Origin of the sequence: Bacillus sp. SD075 (assembly GCF_017355165.1) — a bacterium.
Classification (GTDB): Bacteria; Bacillota; Bacilli; order Bacillales; family DSM-1321; genus Peribacillus.
Window position 1 is genome coordinate 1 of sequence record NZ_JADILK010000037.1, and the last position, 12,292, is coordinate 12,292.

Consider the following 12,292-nt stretch of genomic DNA (forward strand, 5'->3'; position numbering starts at 1 on the left):
GAAGGGACCAATGAAATGGTCCCTCTCCAACATTATTTCTTTAGCAAGTTTACGATTTCTTTAGCTTTTTCTAATGTAACTCCTTCAATGATACTGTTATTTTTTCGAACAGCCGTACCGAAATGATAGTGACCGGTATGCAGTTCGGAATGGATAGAAAGGATATTATCCTTATTCAATCCGCTTCCAACCAGTATGGCTATGTCGCCGCAGACTCTTTTCATTTGTTGAATCGTTTTCATGCGGCTAGAGAAATCCCCATGCCCACCTGAGGTCAATATCGTAGTGATTTCTGGATAATTTGCTAGGATTTCAGCTGAAATGACTGGGTCGTTTGTGTCATCGATGGCTCGGTGGAATGTAATCTCCAAACCTTCACATACGGTCAATAGTTCTTCGAGGTATGGTCGATTGATTTCGTTTTTTTCATTTAATGCACCCAATACGACCCCATTCGCTCCCAGTGATCGAATGATTTGGATATCTTTTTTCATGATTTCCAAATCATTTTGCGTATAACAAAACGACTGGCTATGAGGCCTTACCATCACGTTGACGGGTATCTACACGGAATTGACGGCAGCCTCTATCAGGGCGTGGCTTGGAGTTAATCCCCCCTCGGCTAAAGAACTGACCAGCTCAATACGGTCTGCGCCCGATTCTTCAATTAAAATGGCATCTTCTATCGTTGTGGCAATGAATTCAATGTACATTGGATTTTCCTTTCCTGCATGCTAGTGTTATAAGAATAGTTTGTATAAGATTATTAAATCCATTAAGAATAGTAAAGTCAATTCATTAATAGATACCATGACCCCTTAACAGATACTCTATGGTTTTCCTCAAATGGAATTTCTTTATTTCTCCTATTTATGAAACGAAATGAACATTAAAACGTATAAAAAAAAGAATATATTCAATGGTATATTTGAAAATGGAATGTTTGGCGAAGGAATTAAATGAAAATCATCATGACGGAGGTTATTTAATTGGATAAAGAAAGTAAGGAAATAAAGAAATCGAGGTTTTACAAAGTAGGGATGGGGTTCCTTATCATTTCCCTTCTCACTTGGATCATTCCTGTCGCAGCTCCTTTTACGCCATTTTCGACTGCGGCTAAGGCTGGGGTCATAACAGGTGCGATTGTCTTTGCGGAAGTGATGTTTTGGGCAGGTGCGCTTTTGGTCGGGAAAGAAGTGGCCGCTAAATATAAAGGCTATTTAAACCCGAAAAATTGGAGAAAAGAAAAAGGTTGAAGCTGAAGGGGGCTGGGAGTGAAGCCCCATGGAAACTGAGTGGCTGAAAGTTTTCGATTCCAATGGCATTCAAACTGGCGTTGCCCCGGGAAGACGTCTTTTTATATGAAAGTGCACATTGCTTCGAATATTTCAGTTTCCGGAATGTTGAAGGGTGTGCTGAATGACTCCGAAGAGCTTTGGACCGGAGCGAAGGACAAGGTGAATAGTAAGGAATTTGAAATGAATCAAGAAGGATGTAGGATGATGTTCGATCGATTTTTTGGACGAGATGAGTTCGTGCCGCATGATCGTTCCCATTAAGAAAGCATCAATAGATTGATCAGAGAAAACCTCACTAAATGAAAATAAAGCCCCGCCAAAACGATTCAAGTTTTGGCGGGGCTTTTTAAACATTAAGTATATCGACCTGTGTCTTTCCAGGGGAACCGCAGCCTATTGGCTCGTTTTATCCTAGCTTGATACGCATTTGTCCTGAATTGCTCATAGGGATAATGACTTTGTCTCTGTAGTGATTCAGTTGATAAAGCGAGATATATCAGACTGTTATAGCGATTGCAGGATGCAGTTTATGTAGTTTTCATGAACTAGGGAATTTATCACTTGTAAGAATATGACAAAATTGTAAGATGAATAGTGTACAAATTTTGTTAAGGGGATGAGTGAAATAATGAAAAAAATGGTTTTAAGTATTTCATTTTTTGTAGCTTCTTTAGTCCTTTTTGGCTCCCTTGAATTCTTTGCCAGCAAAGTATCGGCAGAAACACACACTTATGATGGAAAAAGTCCTTACTATAATAGTTGTGCGAATAGCGCAGTCACGAAGAAGTCCGTGAAAATTTATGCCAACGGTGCTTCAGCCAATTTGGAGTTGAAATTCAGCACAACTTGTAAAACGGCTTGGGCGAAGATGACCCTAAGCAGACCGGCTAAAACGGATGGGGAGGCAACGGCATTGGTTGTCAGAAATACCGATAATAAACAATTTAGCTGTGCATCTCCTGGAGGAAATGGCGAAATAAATAAAGGTCAAACGTCATGCTATACACCAATGGTATATGATTTAGATCCGCGAAAAGCAAAAGCGGTCGCTTTTTGGCCATATACAGCAGGTGAAACCGGCTGGTATTAATGAAAAAAGAAAAACCTTCATCTATTTTTATGCAAAGAAAGGATGAATGAAATGAATAAAAAGCTTAAAATGATAGGGTTATCCATGGTGATGACACTGTCGATGTTTCTTGTCGACTTTGGATTTGGAAAAAATCAAGCACTGGCAGAAACACATGCTTATGATGGAAAAAGTCCATATTATAATAGTTGTGCAAGTTCGGCGGTTACAAAGGATAAAAAATGGATCGATTCCAATTCGTATGTAGAATTGAAATTCAGCACTGTCTGTAAAACCGCCTGGGCAAAAGTGACCGTAACTCGTCCAGCCGTTTACAACCATGAAGCGGATGCCAGGATCGTCCGAAGTACTGATGGCAAAGCCTATACATGCGCCAGTTCCGGGGGCAACGGTATCGTGAACAAAGGGCAGACTTCGTGCTATACATCAATGGTATATGATTATGACCCGCGCAAAGCTCAGGCCCAGGGGATACATGCGATCCCTAATAGTGATGCATATAACAAAGCGGTGACGATTTGGTACTAAAAAACTAAGGCTCAAAAAAAGCATCCTTATAGTCGGATGCTTTTTTGCGGTCAGATTGCACTCACGCCTACATATCTGCTTCCAATTGAAGTAGATATTGTTTCATCTCCGTACCTCCGCGGTATCCGGTAATGGCTCCGTTTTTTCCGATAACCCGGTGACATGGCACCGTGATCAGAACAGGATTGGCACCAATGGCCGTACCGACCGCCCTAACAGCTGCAGGTCTTTGGATGATTTGGGCAATATCGGAATAGGAACAGGTTTTGCCATAAGGTATTTGATTCAGCGCTGCCCAAATTTCTTGTTGAAAGGGCGTACCGTTTACATCTGTCGGAAGAGAGAAAGTCTGCCTGGTCCCATTGAAATATTCTAGGAGTTCATTTAGATAGGGTGATAAGGCTTTTTCATTTTCAACAAGGCTCGACATTGGAAAGCGCTTTTGTAGCCAAGACTTCAGTTCTTCATACGTTTGACCGGGAGAGCCTACATAGCAAAGCCCTTTTCCCGTTTTGGCCACATATAACTGCCACCTATCATAATGCAATATGGCCCAATCAATGGTTTGTTCTTTATCATTCTTCATATTCTTCACGCTCCAAAGCTTGAGTTTTAAGATAAGCTTTCCGATATCCTGAAGGGGTATTCCCCATTTTCCTTTTGAATAGCATCATGAAATAGGGTGTGCTCGAGAACCCGACAGCCAAGCCTATTTCAGTTATCGGCTGTTCGGAGTTTTCCAGCAGCCTCGTTGCTTTTTCAAGGCGAAGCCGTTGAATGTACTCAGTGGGCGATATCCCCTTCACACGCTTGAATGAGCGTTGTAAATGATAAGGGCTGCCGTGGGAAATATCCGCCAATTTGTTCAATGTGAGGGGTTCACTGTAATGGGTGTCGATCCAATCGGCTATTTGCTCAACCCATTCTTCTGTCGGCAAATTCAGCCCTTCCGGTTTACACCGTTTACAAGGCCGGAAATTTTCTTCCAATGCCATCATGGCATTTTGGAAAATCTTCACGTTTTCCTTATTCGGCATCCTGGATTTACAGGAGGGCCTGCAAAAGATGCCCGTCGTAATCACTCCGTATAAAAAATGATCATCATATGCTGCATCGCACTCTATAATTGCTTTCCAATATTCATTCGGGAAATCGGCTTTTTTCGGATTCACTACATTCACCTCTGCTTTTAGTATACAAGAAAGGGTTGATATACAAACATTTTGATAATATAAAAGCAAGATAACGTAATTACTCCATTATATTTGTTAAAATAAGGGGATTTAATGAAAGAGCAAGATAACGTATCGGTTTGTCATTAGAATAAAGCTAAAGGAGGGAGCAGGATGAAAGAGACATTAACCAATGATGAAGGCAGGATTGAATTGAGAATCCGTGCACCAAAAGAGTTTCGTTTTTCGGAAAATCTTAAATACTTATCAAGATCCTCCAATGAATGTCTGTTCGATATTGTTGATCAAAAGATTTATCGAGCACTTGATGTCGAAAATGAGACATTTTTAATAGAAATCAGTGCGATGAATGAAATGGAGCTGACCGTTCGATTTCCAGGACGAACAGCACCGATGGATAATCAGGTAAAGGATGCAGTTTCCCAATACGTTCGTCACTGGTTCGATCTTGAGACAAACCTGCTTCCTTTTTATGAGATGGCCCAAAAGGACCCTTTATTGCAAAAGCCTGTAAGCCAATTCTTCGGTTTGAGAAATATGGGCATCCCTGATTTATTTGAAGCGATTGCCTGGGGAATACTTGGACAGCAGATTAACTTGACTTATGCCTATACCTTGAAACGGAGGCTTGTGGAGGGATTTGGTGATTTTGTTGAATTCGCAGGAAAGCGATATTGGCTGTTTCCAAAGCCTGATGCGATCGCGAAATTGACGGTCGAAGATTTCGCCGATTTGAGGATGACGGTGAAGAAGTGTGAATATTTAATAGGTGTTTCTCAACTGATTGCAGAAGGGGAACTTACAAAAGAAAAGCTTTTGAATGCAAAGGATGAAAAAGAGGCCGAAAAAATGCTGACCAACATACGTGGAATCGGTCCGTGGACAGCAAACTATGTCTTGATGCGCTGTTTGCGTTTTCCAGCAGCCTTTCCCATCGATGACGTCGGCCTGCATAATTCCATGAAACTGGTCCTGCAAACGGAAGCAAAATCAACGAAAGCGGAAATCCGGAAACTATCGGAAGCGTGGGCCGATTGGGAATCCTATGCGACCTTCTATTTATGGAGATTGCTATATTGAATTTGTGTATATTCCAATTATCGTCGATATATCCCTGATTTCGGAGATGAAACTGTAAGTTTCAGAGGTGAATTGCATTTCCAGCCCAAACACCTTGAGTACATATATCATAACTTATTACATTCAATCTTAAAGGGGTGAATGACCATGTATATGTACCCAATATACCATTATGAAGATCAAGCTTCTCTTGAACGGCAGTTTCCCGGTCTACCCGGCTTTCCGGGTATCCCTGGTTTACCTCAATTTCCAGGTCAACCAGGACCGCCGCCGAGTTCGCAGGCACCAAAAGCTCCCCCGCCAGCGTTTATCCCCCACCAGCAATCGGCTTCAACATTTGCCGTAGATCCAGGTGCCATTTCGTTTTGTCTGTTCAGGAATACTTTCATATGGCTAAACAATGGTGCGCGTTTCTGGTATTTCCCCATTTTCGTCGGTCCGCGTTCTGTTGCCGGATTCAGATGGAATGGCAGGTTCTGGTCGATTTTTGGTATCGATACTAGACAAATCAATTCTTTTAGCTGTTTTTGAAAAAATGCTCAAAGGAGATGTTTCCTTTGAGCATTTTTTGTTGCAGATTGTTTTGCTTTCTTCCAATACGATAAGGAGATCCAAGGTGTAAAACAGCTGCTCCTTGATCGGCGTGACCTTCTTTCTAAAATAGGACACGGAGAAATACTCCTATAACCTCAAGAAGTACCTCGGGTGACACGATATCAGAAAGAAAAAGGGCTGGAAAAATAATGCGAAAGGTTGATGAGCATATAAATCATTTGAAAAGGAATAAAGAAATTCATTAGGCTCTCCCTTTTTTGTTACTTAAATCCTTTCATTTTTGAATGTTGCAAAATATATGGCCAACAATGTTCAATATTTAATAGAAATGGTAAAATCATTATGCTCCTATAAAATTTAGAGACTGAAAATGAAAATAGAGGATGCTGTTGAATATGAGGAAAGTATCGTTGGAAACCAAGATTCTCGGGTTAGTCTTATCGTTGAGCCTGTTTTTGATCCTTTTATTGACGACTACTTTTTCCTTTATGGAAGCAAGGCAAATAGCGAAGGATAAAGGTCAATTGGCGTTGGAGCTTTCAAAGACGATTAGTTTCATGCCTACTGTTACAGGAGCTTTTGAAACGGATGATCCCGCTGTCACAATCCAGCCGATTGTCGAAAAGATCCGCAGGGAAACAGGGGCTGAGTTCATCGTTGTAGGGAATGCGGAGGGAGTTCGCTATTCCCATCCGCTTGCTTCTGAAATTGGGAAGCGGATGGAAGGCGGAGATAATAGCAGGGCCATTCGTGAAGGCGAATATTATGTTTCCGAAGCAGCAGGTTCACTCGGTCTTTCCCTTCGGGGGAAGTCACCGATATTCAATGAAGATGGAAAAATAATCGGAATCGTCTCCGTCGGTTTTTTAGTGGATGATGTCCGAGCCCAAATTTTCAAGGATTTGTCCAAAGAGATGATTGTATCTTTAGTGGCCATCATGATATCGATCATTGGCAGTTACATGCTGGCAAGGAGCATACGTAAAGATACACTGGGGCTGGAACCATTTGAAATAGCCAATTTATATAAAGAAAAAAATGCAGTGCTGCAATCGGTGAAAGAAGGGATTCTGGCCATTGACCAAAATGGGTTGATTACGTCGATGAATCAGCCGGCGAAAAAATTGCTGGATATTAAAGAGTCCGTTCGCCATTTGAACGTGGATGGCCTATTTCCTTCGAAGTATTTATTCGAAGTGCTGAAGTCCGGTGAACCGCAAATGGATAAGGAGATTACATGGAAAGACAAATCCATCATTGTTAATTGTACGCCAATCTTCGATAGTGAAGGGGTAAGCGGTGTTGTCGCTTCGTTCCGTGATCGAACGGAAATTGAGGAAATGGTCAACACATTATCTGAAGTGAAGATGCATTCAGAGGATTTAAGGGCACAAACTCATGAATTTACCAATAAACTATACGTCCTTTCAGGATTGATACAATTAGGGGAATACGATGAAGCGATAGAAATGATCCAAAGCGAAACTTCCGAATTGCATTCCCTGAACCGTGTCGTGTTCGAACAGATAAAGGATACAAAGGTGCAAGCCCTGTTACTTGGTAAGATTGGCAAAGCATCGGAAAAGAAGATCATCTTTGAAATAGACGCACAAAGTTACCTAGAGAAACTGCCGGATCATATAAAATTGTCACAACTAACATTGATTCTAGGCAACATTATCGATAATGCACTTGAAGCGGTTTCTAGCATGGAAAAGCCACTCGTGAAATTTTTCGCCACTGATATCGGAAATGATATGGTATTTGAAGTGAGTGATAACGGAAAAGGAATACATGAGGATGCTATCGCCCATATTTTCGATCGGGGTTTCACTTCGAAAAACAGCGGAAGTCCAAGTGGTTATGGACTTTCGAATGCAGATCATGTCGTAAAAGAGCTGGGCGGCATCATCGAAGTGCAAAGCGAGGATGGAAACACCATATTCACCGTGTATCTTCCTAAAGAACAGAGAGGGGGGAAGGATGATGAAGATAAAAACAGTCATCGCAGAAGATGATTTTCGTGTAGCGGATATCCATGAGAAATTCTTGAAAAACTTTGATGAAATAGAAGTGGTCGGTAAAGCTGTCAATGCCAAGAAAACGCTTCGGATCTTGGAGCAAAAAAGCCCGGATCTGCTTTTGCTTGATGTTTATATGCCAGATCAGCTTGGTACAGACCTCCTGCCGGACATACGGAAAAAATTCCCGAATGTGGATATCATCATGATTACCGCGGCAACGGATAAAGAACAACTTGAAAAGGCGCTTCATTATGGTGTTGAGAATTATTTAATTAAACCAGTGGAAATGAAGCGCTTCAACCAAGTTATCGAAGAGTATCTGAAGAAAGTCAATCTGATGAAATCCAAACAAGAGATAGATCAGGATTTTGTTGATCTCATTTTGAAAAAGGGAACGTCCACTTCGGAAACGAATGATGGGTTGTCCTTACCGAAAGGGGTAGACGAAATTACTTTGGCGAAAGTGATCGAGGTACTCGAAGGAAGCGATATCGGTTTGTCGGCTGAGCAAGTGAGCGGGCAGATCGGTGCTTCCAGGACAACCGCGAGACGCTATTTGGAATACTTGATATCCGTTAAGAAATGTAAAGCGGAAGTCGTATACGGGGTAGTGGGAAGACCTGAGCGAAGATATTATAAAATTCAATAGAGGCGGAATTATTTGAAACACCTTCATTATGGAGGTGTTTTTTATGCATGCATGGTTTGAAAGATTTCAAAAGAAAGCGAGGATCATTGACTCAATATATTGTCAATATAATGGTTGGCAATCACTAATTGGCCATCGATTTTTCTGCAGAATATTTTTAACTGGGAGATGGGGGAGGAAAAGGTTGTGGTGTAATTTCCTTTAGAAACCCGCCATTCAACCCCGAAAATGGAGTCCGCTTCACTCTGAAAAAGTGCTTCCGTGAACACAATGAACACAATTGGCAAAATAGTTTTAAAACACAATAAATTGAAAACGCTTACAGATAAAGCGATTTCATATACAATTTATCTTATTAGAAGATTAGGAGTGATAGATATGCTCGCTTTATTAGGATACTTGATGATATTAGTGTTTATGATTTTAATTATGACAGGGCGACTTTCAGCCATGATAGCTTTGATTGCAGTACCAAGTGCCTTTGCACTTATTGGTGGGTTTGGCGGTAAAATGGGTGAGATGGCGCTGGAAGGGATCAAAGACGTTGCGCCAACGGGAATCATGATTTTATTTGCAATCCTTTTCTTTGGCATTTTGATCGATGCTGGGGTTTTTGACCCGATCATCAATACGATTCTTAAGCTTGTAAAAGGAGATCCGGTGAAAATTGCCATCGGCACGGCAGTCCTGGCTTTGCTGATTTCCTTGGATGGAGATGGTACGACTACATATATGATAACGATTTCTGCCATGCTTCCGCTATATAAACGGATTGGAATGAGACCGCTTGTATTGGCCGGTATTGCCGTTTCGTCATCTGGAGTCATGAACCTTCTTCCTTGGGGAGGCCCTACAGCACGGGTGATGACCGCTTTAAAACTTGAAATGTCCGATGTATTCACCCCTGTCATTCCAGCGATGATTGGCGGAGTCCTATTCGTCCTTTTCATGGCATATTGCCTGGGTAAAAAAGAAAGAAAGAGAATTGGGATCATAGAGGTCGATTATCATGTTGTGGCACAGCAGGCGGCTGCAACGGAAGATGCTTATATTAAACGGCCTAAATTGATCATATTCAATTACGCATTGACTCTTACACTGCTGGTTGCGCTGATCATGGAACTTATGCCTTCAGCGGTTCTGTTCATGGTAGGTTTCGCGATTGCCATTACGGTTAACTATCCGAAAGTAAGTGATCAGAAAGAACGTGTGGCAAACTATGCGGACAATGCATTATCTGTAATTTCGATGATTTTTGCTGCAGGTGTCTTCACTGGAATCCTTGCCGGTACGGAGATGGTCGATGCCATGGCAAACTCTTTGATTCAGCATATTCCAGATCAAATGGGCGCACATTTTGCTGTCATAACAGCCATCATCTCAGCACCTTTTACGTTCTTCATGTCTAATGACGCATTTTATTATGGTGTGCTCCCATTACTTGCTAAAGCGGGAGCTGCTTATGGAATTGACCCTGCCCTGATCGGCAGAGCTTCACTATTGGGCCTTCCTGTCCATCTATTGAGCCCGCTTGTTCCATCCACCTATCTATTGGTTGGAATGGTAGGGGAAGATTTCGGTGCCTTGCAGCGCACTTTCCTGAAATGGGCATGCGGATCGACGCTTGTCATGATAGTGGTTTGTGTCCTACTGGGAATCATCCCGCTATAAAGCTCTAAAGAGTCCCGTTCGTCACGAAGCGAACGGGACTCTTTTCTGTCTGTATCAAGCGCTGAATAAATCTGGAAAAGTGAGATACATTATGTTTGTCTTCTCTTTCGCGACAAAGTTAGCTTTTTCTTTTATTGAATGAGGAATGTACGTACCTTAAGATTAAAGGAAACTATATTAATAAGAAGGGAAGAGAGCAAAATGGCTCACTTTAATATAAAGGTTGCCGTTCAAAAGTTCGGTAACTTTCTAAGTTCAATGGTCATGCCGAATATATCAGCTTTCATAGCATGGGGGCTAATCACTGCACTATTCATCCCATCTGGTTTCCTGCCAAATGAAAGCCTTGCCAAAATGGTTACACCGATGGTTACGTTTTTACTGCCGCTTTTAATTGGGTATACGGGTGGTAAGTTAATCCATGACCACCGCGGCGGCGTAGTCGGTGCCATTGCGACAATGGGCGTCATCGTCGGATCTGACATCCCGATGTTCCTTGGAGCCATGATAATGGGACCGTTCGGCGGTTATGTCATCAAGAAATTCGATCAATTGATTGAAGGGAAAATAAAAGCCGGTTTTGAAATGCTTGTTAATAATTTCTCAGCTGGGATTATTGGAGGCTTATTGTCCATTCTATCCTTCTTGGCCATCGGGCCTGCTGTGGACGTATTTACAGGCTGGCTTGTAGCAGGAGTCGATTGGCTTGTCGGTACAGGATTACTTCCGTTGACAAGTATCCTGATCGAGCCTGCCAAGGTATTGTTCTTGAACAATGCCATCAATCATGGTGTACTATCACCAATTGGTGTAGAGCAAGTTAAACAAACAGGGGCTTCCATCCTGTTCCTTCTGGAATCGAATCCAGGACCAGGTATCGGCGTACTGCTTGCTTATTGCTTTTTTGGAAAGGGAACCGCGAAGAAATCGGCGCCAGGAGCTGCCATCATTCATTTCTTCGGCGGGATCCATGAAATTTATTTCCCTTATATCCTAATGAAGCCGATGTTATTCTTAGCCGTCATTCTTGGAGGCATGAGTGGAGTTTTCACATTGGTCCTACTAGGCGGAGGATTATTCGCTCCAGCATCTCCAGGCAGTATACTTGCCATTACAGCGGTAACTCCGCATAATGCGGGTGCATATATTGCTAACTTTGCGGGCGTCATCGTAGCCGCCCTTGTTTCATTCATCGTCGGTGCATTCATCCTGAAAACAGGAAAACAATCTGAAGAGAATATTGAAGATGCCGCGAAAAAAATGCAAGAAATGAAAGGCAAGAAAAGCTCTGTCGCCGAAGTATTCGCTTCAGATCCGGGAACGTTGCCAACAAACGTCAGCAAAATAATATTTGCCTGCGATGCCGGGATGGGATCAAGTGCGATGGGGGCTTCGCTGCTTCGCAAGAAGGTGAAGGAAGCCGGATTGAATATCACTGTTACCAATACGGCAATCTCAACTATTCCTGCTGATGCACAAATCGTCATTACACAGGAAGAGTTAACGCCAAGGGCACAGAATAAAGTGCCGAATGCTTATCATGTATCTGTCGATAATTTCCTATCAAGCCCTGAATACGATTCATTGCTTGCAAGGCTTCAGGATGACGGTACCGATGAGCTGCATGAAATCGTCGAAGATGCTGAAGAGAAGGTTCCTGGTGTTCGTGAACATTCAATCAAGCCTGGCATCGACGAGGATGAGCAGGAAGGGAATGAATTGCTTCGTGAAGAAAACGTCTTCCTTAATCAACAATTCGCCAATAAGGAAGAAGCGATCCGCTTTGCGGGGAGAGCTTTGGTCAATGCAGGTTACGTTAAGGAAAGCTATATTGAAGCAATGATTGCTCGTGATGAATTGACTTCAACCTATATGGGGAATGATGTAGCCATTCCGCACGGAACCGAGGAAGCTAAGAAAGATGTCCTTAAATCTGGATTTACCGTTTTACAAATTCCTGATGGTGTCGACTTTGACGGCCAAAAGGCACGATTGATATTCGGCATTGCCGGCAAGGACGGGACACATCTTGAAATTCTATCTGGCATTGCAGTTACCTGCTCTGAGATGGAGAATATCGAAAAGATGGTTAAAGCCACATCAGCCAGGGAATTGATGGATATTATTAAAGTCGAAAATAATTAAATACACTTAACCAAGAATAGAAAAGCGTTTTACGCTTTTCTATTCAGTATTTTCTCGTG

General features: G+C 42.2%; 12 protein-coding genes and 1 pseudogene. 10 read left to right on the forward strand and 3 right to left on the reverse strand.

Annotated elements, in window-relative coordinates; translation table 11 throughout:
- Positions 1–32: 32 nt before the first annotated feature.
- Positions 33–713, reverse strand: a pseudogene (locus IOC57_RS19380) (copper homeostasis protein CutC).
- 276 nt (positions 714–989) lie between these two features.
- On the opposite strand from IOC57_RS19380, the gene IOC57_RS19390 reads away from it, so the two are divergent.
- The 4 genes from IOC57_RS19390 (at position 990) to IOC57_RS19405 (ending at position 2,916) form a co-directional block, all read left to right on the forward strand.
- Positions 990–1,256 carry a transporter suffix domain-containing protein gene (locus IOC57_RS19390; protein ID WP_309487736.1) on the forward strand — a complete coding sequence of 89 codons (267 nt, stop codon included), beginning with the start codon at positions 990–992 and terminating at the stop codon, positions 1,254–1,256.
- Positions 1,257–1,361: 105 nt separating this feature from the next.
- Positions 1,362–1,559 (forward strand): hypothetical protein, encoded by a 198-nt coding sequence (locus tag IOC57_RS19395; protein ID WP_207440232.1) that lies wholly within the window; start codon positions 1,362–1,364, stop codon positions 1,557–1,559.
- Positions 1,560–1,914: 355 nt separating this feature from the next.
- Positions 1,915–2,388: a YjfA family protein gene (locus IOC57_RS19400; RefSeq protein WP_207440233.1), complete on the forward strand. Its 474-nt coding sequence runs from the start codon at positions 1,915–1,917 to the stop codon at positions 2,386–2,388.
- Positions 2,389–2,472: 84 nt separating this feature from the next.
- Positions 2,473–2,916, forward strand: coding sequence for a DUF2690 domain-containing protein (locus IOC57_RS19405; protein WP_286185052.1), 444 nt, complete (start codon positions 2,473–2,475; stop codon positions 2,914–2,916).
- A gap of 67 nt (positions 2,917–2,983) precedes the next feature.
- Here IOC57_RS19405 and IOC57_RS19410 read toward each other — a convergent pair whose 3' ends face one another.
- Entirely contained in the window at positions 2,984–3,502 is a 519-nt protein-coding gene (locus IOC57_RS19410) for a methylated-DNA--[protein]-cysteine S-methyltransferase (protein ID WP_207440235.1), read from the reverse strand.
- A complete protein-coding gene (locus IOC57_RS19415) occupies positions 3,492–4,088 on the reverse strand; it encodes a bifunctional transcriptional activator/DNA repair enzyme AdaA (protein WP_207440236.1) in 597 nt (198 codons plus the stop codon). The genes IOC57_RS19410 and IOC57_RS19415 overlap by 11 nt, the downstream gene beginning before the upstream one ends.
- Before the next feature lie 174 nt (positions 4,089–4,262).
- Between IOC57_RS19415 and IOC57_RS19420 the strand changes: the two genes are divergently transcribed.
- The 6 genes from IOC57_RS19420 (at position 4,263) to IOC57_RS19445 (ending at position 12,233) form a co-directional block, all read left to right on the forward strand.
- Positions 4,263–5,189 (forward strand): DNA-3-methyladenine glycosylase family protein, encoded by a 927-nt coding sequence (locus IOC57_RS19420; RefSeq protein ID WP_207440237.1) that lies wholly within the window; start codon positions 4,263–4,265, stop codon positions 5,187–5,189.
- Positions 5,190–5,336: 147 nt separating this feature from the next.
- The gene (locus IOC57_RS19425) at positions 5,337–5,720 is read left to right on the forward strand and encodes a collagen-like protein (protein ID WP_396020866.1); all 384 of its coding nucleotides are present in this window, start codon (positions 5,337–5,339) and stop codon (positions 5,718–5,720) included.
- A 419-nt stretch (positions 5,721–6,139) separates the two neighbouring features.
- Entirely contained in the window at positions 6,140–7,762 is a 1,623-nt protein-coding gene (locus IOC57_RS19430) for an ATP-binding protein (protein ID WP_207440239.1), read from the forward strand.
- Positions 7,728–8,417: a response regulator gene (locus IOC57_RS19435; RefSeq protein WP_207440240.1), complete on the forward strand. Its 690-nt coding sequence runs from the start codon at positions 7,728–7,730 to the stop codon at positions 8,415–8,417. Before IOC57_RS19430 ends, IOC57_RS19435 begins: the two co-directional genes overlap by 35 nt.
- 270 nt (positions 8,418–8,687) lie before the next feature.
- Positions 8,688–10,088: a CitMHS family transporter gene (locus IOC57_RS19440; protein ID WP_207440265.1), complete on the forward strand. Its 1,401-nt coding sequence runs from the start codon at positions 8,688–8,690 to the stop codon at positions 10,086–10,088.
- A 201-nt stretch (positions 10,089–10,289) separates the two neighbouring features.
- On the forward strand, positions 10,290–12,233 hold the full coding sequence (locus IOC57_RS19445; protein ID WP_207440241.1) for a PTS mannitol transporter subunit IICBA: 1,944 nt from the start codon (positions 10,290–10,292) through the stop codon (positions 12,231–12,233).
- Positions 12,234–12,292: the final 59 nt, after the last annotated feature.